The organism is Ideonella lacteola (assembly GCF_038066555.1).
Taxonomy (GTDB): Bacteria; Pseudomonadota; Gammaproteobacteria; order Burkholderiales; family Burkholderiaceae_C; genus Ideonella; species Ideonella lacteola.
In genome coordinates this window covers 287,111-302,873 of the sequence record NZ_JBBUTG010000002.1, presented here as the reverse complement: position 1 = coordinate 302,873, position 15,763 = coordinate 287,111, and the positions used below count along the sequence as shown (strand labels likewise).

General features: G+C 64.3%; 13 protein-coding genes. 3 read left to right on the top strand and 10 right to left on the bottom strand.

All coding sequences use genetic code 11. The features are described from left to right. Position 1: 1 nt before the first annotated feature. Complete coding sequence (locus AACH06_RS04895) at positions 2–403, top strand: bactofilin family protein (protein ID WP_341424503.1); 402 nt, start codon at positions 2–4, stop codon at positions 401–403. 81 nt (positions 404–484) lie between these two features. On the opposite strand, the gene argJ is transcribed toward AACH06_RS04895, so the two are convergent. The 4 genes from argJ to AACH06_RS04875 all read right to left on the bottom strand — a co-directional run bounded on the left by argJ (position 485) and on the right by AACH06_RS04875 (position 4,193). Further along, complete coding sequence (argJ, locus tag AACH06_RS04890; protein ID WP_341424502.1) at positions 485–1,717, bottom strand: bifunctional glutamate N-acetyltransferase/amino-acid acetyltransferase ArgJ; 1,233 nt, start codon at positions 1,715–1,717, stop codon at positions 485–487. A 113-nt stretch (positions 1,718–1,830) separates the two neighbouring features. Then, positions 1,831–2,028: a hypothetical protein gene (locus tag AACH06_RS04885; protein WP_341424501.1), complete on the bottom strand. Its 198-nt coding sequence runs from the start codon at positions 2,026–2,028 to the stop codon at positions 1,831–1,833. After that, a complete protein-coding gene (locus tag AACH06_RS04880; protein ID WP_341424500.1) occupies positions 2,025–2,354 on the bottom strand; it encodes a hypothetical protein in 330 nt (109 codons plus the stop codon). Before AACH06_RS04880 ends, AACH06_RS04885 begins: the two co-directional genes overlap by 4 nt. 204 nt (positions 2,355–2,558) lie before the next feature. Next, the gene (locus AACH06_RS04875; RefSeq protein WP_341424499.1) at positions 2,559–4,193 is read right to left on the bottom strand and encodes a clostripain-related cysteine peptidase; all 1,635 of its coding nucleotides are present in this window, start codon (positions 4,191–4,193) and stop codon (positions 2,559–2,561) included. Between the two features lie 139 nt (positions 4,194–4,332). On the opposite strand from AACH06_RS04875, the gene AACH06_RS04870 reads away from it, so the two are divergent. Continuing rightward, a complete protein-coding gene (locus AACH06_RS04870; RefSeq protein WP_341424498.1) occupies positions 4,333–6,561 on the top strand; it encodes a tetratricopeptide repeat protein in 2,229 nt (742 codons plus the stop codon). Positions 6,562–6,887: 326 nt separating this feature from the next. Here the strand turns inward: AACH06_RS04870 and AACH06_RS04865 are convergent, their stop codons facing one another. The 6 genes from AACH06_RS04865 to AACH06_RS04840 form a co-directional block, all read right to left on the bottom strand. Further along, positions 6,888–9,011 (bottom strand): peptidase domain-containing ABC transporter, encoded by a 2,124-nt coding sequence (locus tag AACH06_RS04865; protein ID WP_341424497.1) that lies wholly within the window; start codon positions 9,009–9,011, stop codon positions 6,888–6,890. Between the two features lie 9 nt (positions 9,012–9,020). Then, complete coding sequence (locus tag AACH06_RS04860) at positions 9,021–10,283, bottom strand: HlyD family secretion protein (protein ID WP_341424496.1); 1,263 nt, start codon at positions 10,281–10,283, stop codon at positions 9,021–9,023. A 110-nt stretch (positions 10,284–10,393) separates the two neighbouring features. Continuing rightward, positions 10,394–10,966, bottom strand: coding sequence for a GNAT family N-acetyltransferase (locus AACH06_RS04855; protein ID WP_341424495.1), 573 nt, complete (start codon positions 10,964–10,966; stop codon positions 10,394–10,396). Beyond that, on the bottom strand, positions 10,963–11,106 hold the full coding sequence (locus AACH06_RS04850; protein ID WP_341424494.1) for a hypothetical protein: 144 nt from the start codon (positions 11,104–11,106) through the stop codon (positions 10,963–10,965). Before AACH06_RS04850 ends, AACH06_RS04855 begins: the two co-directional genes overlap by 4 nt. A gap of 7 nt (positions 11,107–11,113) precedes the next feature. Beyond that, entirely contained in the window at positions 11,114–13,849 is a 2,736-nt protein-coding gene (secA, locus tag AACH06_RS04845; protein ID WP_341424493.1) for a preprotein translocase subunit SecA, read from the bottom strand. A 515-nt stretch (positions 13,850–14,364) separates the two neighbouring features. Then, positions 14,365–15,405, bottom strand: a complete 1,041-nt coding sequence (locus AACH06_RS04840) for a M23 family metallopeptidase (protein WP_341424492.1) — start codon at positions 15,403–15,405, stop codon at positions 14,365–14,367. Positions 15,406–15,424: 19 nt separating this feature from the next. Between AACH06_RS04840 and AACH06_RS04835 the strand changes: the two genes are divergently transcribed. Next, positions 15,425–15,754: a hypothetical protein gene (locus tag AACH06_RS04835; protein ID WP_341424491.1), complete on the top strand. Its 330-nt coding sequence runs from the start codon at positions 15,425–15,427 to the stop codon at positions 15,752–15,754. Positions 15,755–15,763: the final 9 nt, after the last annotated feature.

Sequence of the window (15,763 nt, the reverse complement as noted above, 5' to 3'; positions counted from 1 at the left end):
CGTGAACGGCCAAGACACCCATCGCGCACCGGCTCGTCTGGTGCCCGCCGAACAACTCAACGCCATCTCGAGCCTCGTCGCGGAGGGTGCGCAATTCGAAGGCACGTTCAGCGCCAAGGTCGATCTGGGTCTGAAGGTGGACGGGCTGCTCAAGGGCGACATTCACCTCGACAACGGTGGCACCGTCCACGTGGGCGCCACCGGTGTGGTCGAAGCCACGACGATCGAGGCCGATCACGTGCTGATCGAAGGCAAGGTGCGCGGCACCGTGATCGCCCGCAAGACGCTGGAGATCACCGGCTCGGCCACGTTGCTGGGTGATGCGCACTACGACGCATTGCTCGACGTGCACCCGCGCGCCCGCTTGCGCGGCAAGATTGAATACCGTGGCGATGTGGAGTGACCACCGCCGCGCAGTCCGCGACCAAGTGCTCGCCTCACCCGCCTGAACACCCCCCCCCGTATCTCACGAGGGGCCGTTGACTCAGGAGCGGTAGTCGGCGTTGATGCTGACGTAGTCGTGCGAGAGGTCGCAGGTCCAGACGGTCGACGTCGCCGGGCCGCGATGCAAGTCCACGCGCACGGTGATTTCCGATTGCTTCATCACCCGCTGCCCGTCTTCTTCGCGGTAGGCCGGGTGTCGGCCGCCTTCGCGGGCCACATGCACATCGTCGAGGAAGAGATCGATCAGGCCTTGGTCCAGATCGGCGATGCCGGCGTAGCCCACCGCGGCCAGGATGCGGCCGAGGTTGGGGTCGCTGGCGAAGAACGCCGTCTTGACCAGCGGAGAGTGGGCAATCGCATAGGCCACCTGGCGGCACTCGTCTTCGTTGCGCCCGCCGTCGACCTGGACCGCAATGAACTTGGTGGCGCCTTCGCCATCGCGCACGATGGCTTGCGCCAACTGCCGCGACACCTCGAACACCGCCTGCTGTAGGGCCAGACCTTCCGGCGAAGTCAACGATTGGATCGGTGCGTGGCCCGCCTTGCCGGTGGCGATCAGCACGAACGAGTCGTTCGTCGAGGTGTCGCCGTCGATCGTGATGCGGTTGAACGATGCGTCGGCAGCCGCTTTCACCAAGGGTTGCAGCAAGGCGGGATCGATCACCGCATCGGTGGCCACGAAGCCGAGCATCGTCGCCATGTTGGGCTTGATCATGCCCGCACCCTTGGAGATGCCGGTGACATGCACTTCGCGCCCACCGATGGCCACGGTGCGCGACGCCGCCTTGGGCAAGGTATCGGTCGTCATGATGCCTTCGGCCGCACGCGCCCAATTCGAAGGCGAGCGGTTGGCCAGCGCTGCCGGCAGCCCTGCTTCGATGCGATCCACCGGAAGGGTCTCCATGATCACGCCGGTGGAGAACGGCAGCACCTGCTCAGGCTGGATCCCGAGCTGGGCCGCCAGCGCCTCGCAACTGCGGCGGGCGCGGGCCAGGCCATCGGCCCCCGTGCCCGCATTGGCGTTGCCCGTGTTGACGAGGATCGCGCGCACCGAGCCGGCATGGGTGGCCAGATGCTGGCGACAGATCTGCACCGGCGCCGCACAGAAGCGGTTGGTGGTGAACACCCCAGCCACGGCCGCCCCCTCGTCCAGACTCACCACCACCAGGTCTTTGCGATTCGCCTTGCGAATGCCGGCTTCGGCAATGCCCAGGGTCACGCCGGCGACGGGAGCCAGTTGCGCGGGATCGGGGGCGGTGAGGTTGACGGGCATGGCGACAGGTCCTTGGTCGATCGGGAGGCCCGGATTGTAGGGACGCACCACTCAAGGAAAAGCGGCCGGCATCAGATGCCGGCCGCTCGCCCGTCCTCCACTGACAGCGTCGTTCAAATCGTTCCGAAAGCGGACATCACCCCTGCTGCCACCGCGGACAGCATCGCCACGGCCACGACCATGGCGCTCAGCCGAAGGCCCTGCAGGTCGAGTGCAGCCAGCGCGGTCTCGGGCGACGGCACCGGGGCCGCGCGAGCCGGCAGGTCTTCTGGCACCCAAACCGCCATTTCGGCCGTGACGAAGGCGTTCACGCCGCCCTCGTCCAGGTGAAAAACTGCTCCGGCGGCGGCAGCTTGGCGCGCATCACCGGTGCCGGCGCCGATCGCCGCGGCGAAGTCGTCACGCCGTGCGAAATCTGAATGGCCAGGTGATTCAGAGTCTGGAAACGCAGCAGTCGCTCCAGAGCCCGTTGCATGGCCACCAGTTGACGGTTCTGAAGCGCGTCTTCGGCACTGCGCAGGCAGTCCTCAATCAGCGCGCGGGCAAAGGCGGCGGCGGTACCCAACTCGTTGTACTCACGGGCCAACTGGCGGCAACGAGCTTGTTCAGCCAGCAGCATGTCTTCAAGCGTATTCATCCGGAACTCCTTCCTGTCCTGTGCGGTGCTGTTCAGGGTGCCGATGCCGACACCGGGCTTGGAGCGCCAGATCCTTTCGTCTCCGGCACGGGATGCATTGCACCGCGTCACGATTCCCGTTTCGACGCACGCCGCACGTCGATGAGCCCGGTGTGTGAGACGAATCGCAGACGATCCATCCGGACACACCGGACGATCACCCCCCTAAGTTCGATCCCCGTGGCGAGCGATCAGGGCCAGCAGGCGGCGGGCAATCGGACCGAAGGGCCAGGGTTTACGCGGAGTTCCACAGGTGTCGCCCGCGCGCTCCGGCACTGGCTCCGCACGACGGTTAAAGCCCGGCAAGGGCGGGATCGAACCGACGTGAAACGACTTGAACGGTACTTCCCGGTGGTATTCCTTGAGGAAGTCGACCCATGTCGTGTTGGTCAGGAAGTCAATGACACCGCGCTGAACGTCTTTGTCGGGGTTCACATCGACGTAGTAGCTGGAGCGCCAATCCCACACGCCATCAAGCAATGGATCCGGAAGGAATATGTTCATGGCCAAGGTCTCAGCACGGAAGTCCCACCGGATCTTGTCGGTCTCGTCCAACCAAGGTACGTCGTTGTCACCGTAGGCCTTGATACCGCTCAGCAGCTTCATCAAGGTCGCAGCCTCCGACTGCACCAGTGGGAACCCAACCAGGTGTTTCTGCAACGATGCCGCCAAGCTGCACAGATCGGTCAGTTGATCGGGCGCTTCGAGTTCCCAGCCCGGCTGGGAATCGTATTGCTGGGCATCGAAAATGGCCTGTCGGACCATCCCGATCACCTTTGGCCGGTCGAGGAGCGACGCTCCCTGAAGGGCCTTGATCAATGCATCTGACAGGCGATCCACGCCGTCCACGATCTCTGACATCCGCGACAACTGCACCACACCACCGACGGTGGGATGGCGGGGCTTGGCAGCGAGCGCTTTGTGATTCTCCTCAGCGAACCAATGGGCCAATTGCTCTGAAGTTGCGCTGCCAGCAACCTGCAGGCGCTGAAACACGGCGGGGTAGGCCTCGCCGGCAGTAAAGAAGTTGTAGTTCGGGTAGCCGGTGGCAAAGTCTGCATGCGGTGCCACCGTGTGCAGCACCTCGACCGACATGTTGAAGCAATTGTTGAAGTGAATCACCGCCGGCCTGGGCGCCCCCCACTCTCGGGCAAGGCGCAGCGCTTCACCCAATTGGCGTGTCGACATGAATGTCCTGTTCACCGGAAGACCAGGGCAACCCATTGGCAAGCCAGGGCAGCCCATCGGAAGGACTGGGCTGCCGTCGGCGTGCACAGGCGCACAGTCGGTTTCCGAAAAGTGCCACTCGAACTTCCCCTGCTCCGTGACGTTCCTCCACGTCAGCTGTCGCCGATCAAGATCTGGCAGGTAGCCTGCACCGTGCCCCTCGATCGACAGGACAAGGCTGGATCTCGGGAAACGCTGGTGCGCCTGAGCCAGCAAGCCCGCAAGAGTTCGTTCGGATGTCATGTCCTGCTTCCAGCGCGAGTCCAGCTTCGCTGCGTCAGGTTGGCCGGCAGGAATCTCGATCAGCCAAGTGTTGTCTTCAACGCGATCAACCAGCGCTACGACATGGGTACCTGCGGCGGCAACCCCCTTGAGTGCCACCAAGAGCGGGTGCATCGCAACAGACGTCGTCAGCCCATCCGGGTATTCGCTAAGCACCTCGTCGGTGCCGAACGGCGCAAAAACCACGAGCACGACGCTCTCGGACTTGTCGAATGAGTTTGAAAGAATAGGCAGGTGCACGGCTGTCCTCCAGATGCAAAGTCGTAAGGCGATCTTGATCAGCATCGCCATGGGTGGGGCGAGACGTTACACGGTCGCTACTAGCATCCCCATGCATGATTGCCACCGGTATCGGGCGGTACGCTAGACGATCACTGGACGATGGTCCCCCGGGCGCTTCCCGCCCCCCTAGCTTGAAGTTGTAGGCCGAATGACCTCCCCTCGGAGTTTTCCATCTCGTCGCGCGGTTGAAGCAGTCGTCAATGCCGCGCTGGCGGCGCAGCGCCGGGACGGGCTGGCCGATTTCGGCGTTAGGCATCCGCGACTGCGGCAATGGATTTGGCACAACTGGCTCAATGCGGTCATCGGCACCCTTGGCGATGCGGTGCCGCCCCCAGAAAGGGTCACGCAAGCCGTTCAACTGGCACTCATTTGGGCCATATCCCGGCTACGTCCTGACGGAAAAGTCGGCTTGGACGGCATCGACGACAACGCATGGCTTCACAGCACGAGTTGGCGCCCGCTGCTCGCCCTCGCGTGCCATCACGGCCTGCTCACTGTTCCAGCATTTCCCGCGCGCTACAGACGACATCTGCAGGAAGCCCCGGTCGAGAACCTGTGCGGGCTGTGGGCGGTGGGCCCCAGCACCCTATATCGATACCTCGACAAAGCCAAGCGTCAATTGGTCGACCTGTTTGCCGAATCCCCAACCACGGGAACTCATATCTTCACTCTTCGGCAGTACTGCGACACATGGCTGTCGGCGCGAGGGCTCGTGGATCTGGACGGCTCAAGCTGGCATGCGCGCCAGGCAGATGCCAGCTTCGTTGCCGGTCGTGCCCTAGACGGCCTGTGGCATCTGTTTCGTTCAGCCGATACACCAGCATTCCTGGCAGCGCTCAAACGTTACGGAACCGAGGCCGCAGGAAGCGGGCAAATCGACTGCATGCTCGAAGCGCTGTCTGCGTCCGATGTGGTGAATGCAGTTGAACAGGTCGAGCTCAGTCTTCGTCGCGCCAACTTGTGGCACCTGAGACATGAGGTAGAAAGAGAGGGCGAGGCCATCTCTGCGGCCATTCGGTACGCTCAGGGTGCCGGCCATCCGCTGCAGGTCGGCGTCGCCCACGCGGCGATGGGTCAGTTCCTGGAGGAGCGTGATCGCGACCGTGCGATGGCTTGCTTCGAACAAAGCATCGCCAGCTTCAGAGTTGTCATCGAAAGCGGAAGCGACGGCGATCGGTCGCGCGCGGTGGATGAGTACGCGTCATGCGTCGTGCATCTGGCGTGGCTCTACCTGCGACGAAACAACCCTCGCGCCAAAGCCCTGTTAGATCAGGTCTTGAACATCAATGGACACCATTCGATTGGCGAGGAGACACTGGCAGCTCTTGAGCAGACTTGGGGCGAGTATTGGCGGTGTATGGGAAATCCATTGCGATCCCTCGAACACCATCACAAGGCACTCGTCATCTTCCAGCGTCTGGGACACCAGCGATCCATATTCAACACCTACCGCAACCTCAGCCTTATCTACAGCGACGCGAAGCAGTACGAACTGGCCATCGAGTATGGAAAAAAGGTGCTGGAGGCGGCCACCGCACTTCCAATTGAACCCGAAGTGCTTTCCGGTGCATGCATTAATCTGGGAGTCGCCTATTTCAGCCTGGGGGAACTCGACCAAGCCATCAACTTCTACCGCCAGGCGATCGGCATATCCCAGCAGGCCGGTCTGCGTGCTCACCAAATCATCGTTCAGTACAACCTTGCAGAAGCGCACTTCGAGCGATTCAAGCAACGCGGCGATCCTGAAGATGAATCCAACGGTGACTTCTACGCCGCGGCCGCAGCCCGGCTGAGCACGGAGGACAAAGCACATGCACAGGCCGATGCCGCGCGAGCACTGAAGCGGGAAGTGCTCGGCACGGGCGACGGGCCAGACCGACTGTTGCCCGCAGAGCATGCAGCACACTTCGCCGAGATGGCTGAAGTAGAAAGACTGCGACTCAGCCTGGCCAGCCCCCAATCACCGGCGCAGCAAGTTCGAACCCATTTGGCAATCGCGCGTGCCTACGTGAACATCGCTACCAAGGAGCGCGAGACGGCTCTGGCGATTGCAGCTCGTCATCAAGTCAGCGACGACTTCAGTGCCGATCTCGACGAGTTGCGCCGTTCTTTCGAGCGCGAGTTGACACGTGAACAGCAATGGGACGCACGTTGGCAACAAGGCGCCAGCGAGCTTCTCCAGCCGGCGCAGCGCAACGCTGCGCTAAGACGGCTGATGACTTCCGGCGCCATCAACAAGAGCGGCTACGCCGAAGTCTGCGGCGTCAGCCTGGCGACCGCGTCCAAGCACCTTGGATTGCTCGCGGACCGAGGCCTGCTCGTCCAAACGGGCAAGGGCCCGAGCACGCGCTACCTGCTACCCGACTCGTTGAACTGACTAACCTCGAAGCCATCGCTCTTCAGGGGGATGTGTAGTTACTGGCCCGTCAACGACGATAGCTGCGGCGACGGGGACGCCGCGAGTGCTACGGCACCCAGTCGCTACATGTTTAAACACCGGGAGAACGCAATGACGTCCACAGTTCGAGCAGAAGTGTCCAGGCTCCACAGCCAAGGAGCGCCCACGAGAAATCCCCAAATCACCTTGAAGTCTGCCGAGCAGTTCAGAGGTATGCGAGAACTCAGCGCTACTGAATTGCGATTGGTGGCTGGCGGTCCGGCAGGTTTCCCGGGTCTGGGCCTACCCCCACCCGACAAAGAGCGTCAGAGCCGCTGATTCCTGGGGGGTGCCTCGGCCAACCGCCCCTCTTCCAGCACCACCACCCTCCCCGCCATCGCGATGGTCTCGGGGCGGTGGGCCACGATCACGCGTGTGAGCGCCAGGGCCTGCACCGTGGCATTCACCGATCGTTCATTGCCAACGTCCAGGTGGCTGGTCGCTTCGTCCAGCACCAGCATGCGGGGCCGGTGGTACAGCGCCCTGGCAAGCAGGATGCGCTGCTTCTGCCCCCCAGACAGGCCGATGCCGGACTCACCAGTCAATGTGTGGAAACCCATCGGCATCTCGACGATCTCGCGCTCGACACCGGCCTGTCGCGCGCTCTCGACGACGCGCTCCAGGTCGGGATCGGGGTCGAAGAAGCAGATGTTGTCCGCGATCGAGCCGGAGAAGAGGCGATCTTCCTGCATCACGGTGCCGATCAATCGGCGATAGTTGGCCAAGCCCAATTGCCCAAGGCGCATGCCGCCTACGAGGATTTCGCCTTCGGTCGGCTGCAGCAGCCCCAGCATGACCTTGACCAGCGTGGTCTTGCCGCAGCCCGACGGGCCAGTGATCGCCACGCATTCGCCCGGCTCGATGCGCAGGTCGACGCCCTGAAGAACAAAGGGCTCGGTGGGCGAGTAGCGAAAGCTCACGTTGCGAAGCTCGACGGACATCGGCAGCCGGGTCAGGTCCATCTCGGCAGGCAGGTGCTGGCTGTCTCCTTCGGTTTGCTGCAAGACGATGTCGGCGACGCGTTCACCATGCAGCTCCAGCATCGACAGCTCGGCCAGCTTGTCGACCAGGGCCGACACACGCGTGGAGAACTGCCACTGGTAGGCCATGTAGGCGAACAGCATTCCGGCCGTGAATTGATGCGCCAGCACCAGCCTGGCGGCCAGCCAGACGACCACCACGCGTTCCAGCCCATTCAACAATTGGCGCGCGGTGTCCTGGGTGACACCGAGGCGTTGAATGCGCAGGTCGGCGTTGAACTGATCGGCCAGCATGTTGAGCCAGCCGGCGCGCCGCACATCGGCCTTGCCGAACAGGCGCACGCTCTGAATGCCGCCGACGGTCTCGATCATGTGCGTCTGTTGGCGAGCGGCATGGATGATCTGCTCGGCACTGGCCTCACGCAGCGCCCGGAAAACCGCCCAGCGCAGCAGGCCGTACAGCAGCACGGCCACCACGGACACTGAAGCCAGCGCCGGGCTGTAGAGCAGCATCATCGCGAGCGTCCCGAGCGTCATCAATCCATCGACGACGGTCTGGGCAAACTGGGTGGTCAAGGTTCGCTGGATGGCGCCCACCGAACCGAAGCTCGCGAGGATCTGGCCGATGTGCCGCTTCTCGAAAAACTCCAGCGGCAGCCGAACGAGATGCGCGAACACATTGCCAAGCCACTGGAAGTTGAGGCTGGTGCTGAGCACGACCACGAACCAGCCTCGGGCCGCCGAGATCACGGCCTGAACGATGACCAGCAGTGCAAAGCCGCCCGCCAGCACCAACAGCATGTCGGCATCCGCCGTGACGAGCACATGGTCGACCACCCACTGAAGGTAGAACGGCAATGCCATCGCGATCAGCTCAAGCAGCACGGCCAGCACGGCGATCTGGACCAGCCCACGCGTCAGGCCGGTGACGCGGCCCATCAAGCCCTTGAGCGACAAGCGGGTCGGCCGCGCCTGGCCGGTGAATTCCGGGCTGGGCGAGATTTCGAGCGCGACCCCGGTGAAATGCTTGGCGAATTCGGCCAGGCTGAGGCGCCGCTCGCCCACCGCCGGGTCGTGGATCACCGCGTGTCTGGTGTCGACCGCCTTCAGCACCACAAAGTGATTCATGTTCCAGTGCAACACGCAGGGCAGTTGCAGCTGGGGCAGGTGCTCCATGTCCAACCGCAGGGCCCGCGTCTGTAGGCGCAAGGCCTCGGCGATGCGCATCAGCGCTTCCAGCGTCGCGCCTTTGCGCGAGATCGAGAAGCGAAGCCGCAGGCTGGCCAAGTCCGTGCGGTAGCCGTGGTAGTTGGCCACCATGGCCAGGCTGCACAGCCCGCATTCGGTGGCTTCGGTCTGGATGAAGACGGGCAGCCGGTAGCGTCCGCCCGCAAAGAGGGTGTCGAACATGCGTGCCCGCTACAAGGTCTTGCCAAGGCCCCACAGAGGCGCCAGGGCCCATTCCACGAGGCTGCGGTGCTCCAGCGCGACGCTGGCGCTCAGCAGCATGCCGGGCTTCAGGGGCCGCGGACTGCCGGTGCGTCGGCTGAGCGTTGCGACATCGACCGCCACCCGCGCCCGGTAAAGCGCACGCGCCGTTCCGGCCACTTCAGGCGGGGCCAGCCCCGCCGCCAGCTCAGCCGCAGGCACGGGGCTCATGGACACGGTGCGAAGGCGACCAGGGATGAGCCCGTACTTCTCGTAAGGGTAGGCCTCGAACCGCAGTTGCACGACTTGCCCTGGTCGCAAGTCGCCGACCGCCCGCGAGGGCAGGTAGAGCTCTGCCTCCAGTGTGGCGTCGCTGGGCACCAGGGTGGCCAGTTCGCCCGACTCTTTGGCCGGCTGACCCTTTTCCACCCAGAGTGCGCCCACCACGCCCGCACTCGCGGCTCGCACACTCACCTCGCGCAAGAGTTCGCTCTCGGTGAGCAACTGCTGCACCTCATCCATGTCGCGGTGCGATTCAGACTGCTGGCGTGCCGACTCGACCGGAATCTGCGCCAGCTGCGCGCGCACGGTCTCTAGCTCGCGCTGTGCATCAGCGCGGGCGCGGTCCATCGCGGCCAGTTTCGCCTCCTCTTCCAACGCCTCGGCCGCCTTGGTCTGAGCCGCCAGTTGGGTCATCATGCCTTCGCGCGCCAGCTCGGCGTGGCGCTGGGCGATGTCTTTCAGCACTTGCACCCGCTGCTGCTGCAGCCCACGCTCACGGCTGAGCTGCTCGATGCTCAACGCCAGGCCATGCGCACGCGCCGCCGACTCTTGCTCGCGCAGCCGAGCGAGCCGGGCCTGCTGCGCCACTTCAGACTCCAAGCGCTGCAGGCGGCTGTTCAACGTGCGACTGATCGTGGACTGGTCGACACCCATCGCCGTGGTGCGATCCCGGCGGACGACGAACAGCACTTCACCGGCCTGCACCGCATCGCCCGTGGCCACCCGCACCTCGACCACCTGGCCCTCGATGGGCGATACGACGCGGATCAGTCCCCGATCGGGAACCACCATACCGCTCACCACTTCTTTTCGAGTGAAGCCGAAGTTCCATGCGAACACGAGCAGCGCGGCCAGCAGCAGGACAAGGAGCGTGGTCAATGCGGCGAACGACCAGGGCCGCGCGAGCACGACAGTGCCATGGAAGCGCTGCCGCTGGTGATCCACTGCCTCGACTCGGAACAGATCGCTCATGGACGAGTGTGCTGCGTGCGGGATGCCAGCGTGGGGTCAACGCGTGGTCGACCGAGGAGCGGGCCGCGACGAGTTTGCCACGTGCCATGCGCGCGGCAAACCGTCGCGCGTCAGGGCGGCGCGATCGGGGGAAAGGCAGCGAACATGAGTTGGTCGCACAGCTCGCCTCGGGCATTGCGCTCACGATGGTGCAACCGGCCTTCGCAACGGAAGCCCAGCGCCTTCTCGGCGAAATGGAGCGCCCGCAGGTTGTCAACCTCGGAGATCGCCTCGATGCGCGCCAGCCCCAGCTCGAAGCCCGCCGCCACCACGGTGAGCACGGCTTCTCGCATCAACCCTTGACCAGCATGACGCGCGTCGCCGACGTAGCCGATCTCGGCGCGAGGGGCTTCGAAGTCAAAGGTGTGCAGATCCACCCGCCCGACGAAGGCCCCATCGGATTTACGAAAGGCGTTGAAGATGAGGCATTCGCCATCTTCGACCATCGCCAATCCGCCTTCGCAGAAGCGCACCGCGCGCTCGATCGTCCAGGGCGACTGGGCCCAGGCGATGAACGACAGTGTCTCGAGGCTGGCGTTGATGCTCTCGTGCAAAGCGGGCGCGTGCGCGGTGCACGGCGCCTCGAGAACCAGACGTTCAGAGCCCAATCGCCGGGGCGCGTCGATCAGCGTCTGGCGGTTCATGCGCCGCCTGCAATGCAGTAGTTGGCAATGACCGATGCCGAAGCGTCGGTCATGTCCGTGGGCCACACGAGACGCATCCAGATGCCGGCAGCCTCACCCCAGGTGGCGGGCCAAGCGCTGGACGAAGCGGCTTGGCCCATGGTGGCATCAGGCCAGTTGACCGTGGCAAGCCTTGTACTTCTTGCCGCTGCCACAAGGGCACGGATCATTGCGGCCGACACGCGGCACCTCCGACGACAGATCGGCCTCCTGGCTGACGCTGCCATCCTCATTTGGGTGCGTGTAGGTGACGTTGGAAATGCGCTCGGCCTGGTTTTCCATCGCCTCGGCCGCCGCGCTCACCTGCTCCTGGGTCTGGATGCGCACCGTCATCAGCGTGCGCGTGACTTCCATCTTGACCACGTCGAGCAACTGCGAGAACAGCTCGAAGGCTTCGCGCTTGTACTCTTGCTTCGGGTTCTTCTGCGCGTAGCCGCGCAGGTGGATGCCTTGGCGCAGGTAATCGAGCGCGGCCAGGTGCTCGCGCCAGTGCGAATCCAGCGACTGCAGCAGCACCATTCGCATGAAGGGCGTGAACTGCTCGACCCCGACCAGATCCAGCTTGGCCTGGAACGCCGCATCGGCACTGGCCAACACCTTCTCCAGGATCTCGTCATCCGTGATGGAATCGCTGGCCTGCACCATGGGCTGCAACGGCACTTCTAGCTGCCATTCGTCGCGCAGCGTCTTCTCCAGGCTGGGCAGGTCCCACTGTTCTTCAACGCTTTCGGCCGGCACGAAGCTGCGCACGACATCCGTCATCGTGGCGCGGCGCAGGTTGGCGATCTGGTCGGTCAGCGATTCGGCTTCGAGGATCTCGGCACGCTGCTGGTAGATCACCTTGCGCTGGTCGTTCGACACGTCGTCGTATTCGAGCAGCTGCTTGCGGACGTCGAAGTTGCGCGCCTCGACCTTGCGCTGGGCCGACTCGATCGAACGAGAGACGATGCCGGCTTCGATGGCTTCGCCTTCGGGCATCTTCAGGCGTTCCATGATCGCCTTGACGCGGTCACCGGCGAAGATCCGCATCAGCGGGTCTTCGAGCGACAGGTAGAAGCGAGAAGCGCCCGGGTCGCCCTGCCGGCCGGAACGGCCGCGCAACTGGTTGTCGATGCGTCGGCTTTCGTGCCGCTCGGTGGCCACGATGCGCAGGCCGCCGGCGGCCTTGACCTGATCGTGCAAGCCTTGCCATTCATCCTTCAGCTTCTGGATGCGGCTGGCTTTTTCTTCTGGCGGGATCGAGTCATCGGCCTCGATGAACTGTGTCTGCTTCTCGACGTTGCCGCCGAGAACGATGTCGGTACCCCGACCGGCCATGTTGGTGGCGATGGTGATCACGCCCGGCTTGCCGGCCTGGGCCACGATCTCGGCCTCTTTGGCGTGCTGCTTGGCGTTCAGCACCTCGTGCGGCAGTCGGGCCTTCTTCAGCAGGCCGGAAATCAGCTCGGAGTTTTCGATGGAGGTAGTGCCCACCAGCACCGGCTGACCGCGCTCGTGGCAGTCGCGAATGTCCTCGACCACCGCGTTGTACTTCTCGCGAGCGGTCTTGTAGACCAGATCCAGCTCGTCCTTGCGGATGGTCGGACGGTTCGGCGGAATCACCACGGTTTCCAGGCCGTAAATCTCCTGGAACTCATAGGCCTCGGTGTCGGCGGTGCCGGTCATGCCGCCCAGCTTGCCGTACATCCGGAAGTAGTTCTGGAAGGTGATCGAGGCCAGCGTCTGGTTCTCGCTCTGGATCTGCACGCCTTCCTTGGCTTCAACAGCCTGGTGCAGGCCATCGGACCAGCGGCGGCCCGTCATCAGACGGCCGGTGAACTCGTCGACGATGACCACTTCACCGTTTTGCACCACGTAGTGCTGATCGCGGTGGTAGAGATGATGGGCCCGCAACGCCGCGTACACGTGGTGCATCAGCGTGATGTTGGCCGGGTCGTACAGGCTCGCACCTTCGACCAGGAGGCCCGCTTCCGAGAGGATGCGCTCGGCATTCTCGTGGCCTTCCTCGGTGAGGAAGACCTGATGGCTCTTTTCGTCCACCGTGAAGTCGCCTGGGACCTCGACGCCTTCGCCCGTGCGCGGATCGAGTTCGCCGATCTGCTTGGTGAGCTTCGGCACGACCGCGTTGATCTGACGGTACAGCTCGGTGTGGTCTTCCGCCTGGCCGGAAATGATCAGCGGCGTGCGCGCCTCGTCGATCAGGATCGAGTCCACCTCGTCGACGATGGCGTAGGCCAGCCCACGCTGCACCCGGTCGCCCACCTCATGGACCATGTTGTCGCGCAGGTAGTCGAAGCCGTATTCGTTGTTGGTGCCGTAGGTGATGTCCGCCGCGTACGCCGCCTGCTTCTCCCGGCGGTCCATGCCGGGCACATTGACCCCGACGGTGAGGCCGAGGAAGTTGTAGAGGCGGGCCATCCACTCGGCATCGCGTCGAGCCAGGTAGTCGTTGACCGTCACCACGTGCACGCCCTTGCCGGGCAGGGCGTTCAGGTACACGGGCAAGGTGGCCATCAGCGTCTTGCCTTCACCGGTGCGCATTTCGGCGATCTTGCCCGCGTGCAGCGACATGCCGCCGATGAGCTGCACGTCGAAGTGGCGCATCTTCAGGGTGCGCTTGCCCGCTTCACGCACCGCGGCGAAGGCTTCTGGAAGCAATGCGTCCAGCGTTTCACCCTTGGCCAGGCGATCCCGGAACTCGGCGGTCTTGCCCTGGAGCGCGGCGTCATCCAGCTTCGAGAAGGTGGCTTCCAGCTGGTTGATCTGCTCGACCGTGCGTCGATAGCCTTTAAGCAGGCGGTCGTTGCGACTGCCGAAAATCTGGGTCAGGAGCTTGGGCAACATGCGGCGCTGCGATTCGTGTCGGGCGGTGGTTATCGGCCCGCGCTTCGCACCCACTGGTACGTCGCGCGGTGCCGACTGAATTGGGGCCGGACACGGGCATTGCAAGCGCGGGTTCGCCCCCTAGAAGGGAAGTCGACAGATGTGGTCTGTTGGTTGCACGCGTGGCCCGTGCAGCCACGAAATGACCGCACGAACAGCGCGCGCGAAAGCGCGGGAGTTTAGCACCCGGGTTGCTGGCGTCTCCCTCTAGGGCGTGCTCACACTACGGAGCCCCTATGCGTTGCCACCAGCACCGGTCGAGCGCAAGGCGCAAAACGAAGCCGGGGTGCGGCCCCGGCGAGGCTTTGCAACGCCGCAGGCGGCTGGTTCTGGTGGCAACCCTTCGGGAACGGGCCGTCCAAGGTGCATGGCGGCGTTGCCCAACTGGCCCAGGCACCGGCCTGGGCGGCGTCGGGCGCCTTGCCCTGCATCCCTGGACAACCCGTTCGCACGGGGCTGCGTCGTGTGAACACGCCCTAGTGGCGCAGGGTCGGCGAGACCGTCGGCGCGATGGCGGCTGCGGCCGAGTTGGCGCCCGCAGCAGGCGCCGTGGTCGACATCGCTGTAGGCGCAGGCGCGGCACTGAGGAACTTGGCCGGGTCTTGCATGGAGCCATCGACCAGCACCTCAAAGTGCAAGTGAGGCCCCGTCGAGCGTCCGGTCGTCCCGACCAGCGCCACCTGTTGGCCGCGCTTGACCAGGTCGCCCGCCTTGACCAGGATCCTCTGCGCGTGGGCATACCGCGTCGTCAAGCCATTGCCGTGGTCGATTTCAAGCAGGTTGCCGTACTGCGGGTGAAAGTCGGTGGAGGTGACCACCCCGCCCGCAGCAGCCAGGATGGGCGTGCCCGGGTCGGCTGAGAAATCCAGGCCGGTGTGCAGCGCTGCGCGACCGGTGATCGGGTCGGTGCGGAAGCCGAACCCAGAGCCGACGGGACCATCCACAGGGCGCGAGTTCGGCACCAGCAATGCCTTCATGCGCGACTCGAACAAGCGCGACTCCGCCAGCGTCAGAACGTCGCCATGCTGGTCGGCCAGCAGTTCCAGCTCGCTCAAGGTCTTGTCGAGTTGCTCGAGCGAGGGGTGCTCCAGGGGCACGTAGGGCCCGCCTTGTCCCCCTGTGGGCCGGTTGCCTGACCGATCCGGAGTAGCTCCGACCCGCTGGAGAGATTTCAACTCCTCTGGCTTGACGCCCGCGAGCCCTGTCACACGTTCGCCCATGGCTTCGAGATTGACCATTCGGGCCTGCATTTCGCCCACTTTGCGCGCCATCGCGTCGAGGTTGTCGCGCAGCACCTTGTCACGTTGGGCGATTTCGTCGCGCACCACCAGCTTCACCAGTTGGCTCACCACGGGCCAGCCTTCGCGGGCCGCCTTGAGAAAGATGAAGTGGTAAACCGCGCCGGACAACGACAGCAGGCTCACCACCAGTGCACACAGCGCCATCGTGATCTGCAGCCAGCTGAAACTGAGCACGCGAGTGCGCGCCAGGCCGCCGTGGGTGATGAGGATCTGCATCGGTAAACTCCTTGGCCTGATGACATACCCGCCCCCCTCCCAGGCTGGCGGCCCACACACGCGGCCGATCACCGAAGCGCTCGACGCCAACGCCACGTTGGCCAACCTGCTTCAGCGGCTTAAAGAGGCTGAAGCGCGACTGGTCACCGTGCGGGAAGCGTTGCCACCGGGGCTGCGTGCCCATGTGCGCTCGGGCGCCCTGGACGAGACCGGGTGGAACCTGCTGGTGCCCAACGGCGCAGTGGCCGCCAAGTTGCGACAGTGCCTGCCGGCCATTGAGCAGGCGCTGCTGGTGCGGGGGTGGAAGCCTACTTCACTCCGGGTGAAGGTTCAATCAGAGCGGTCCTAGTGTCCCGGG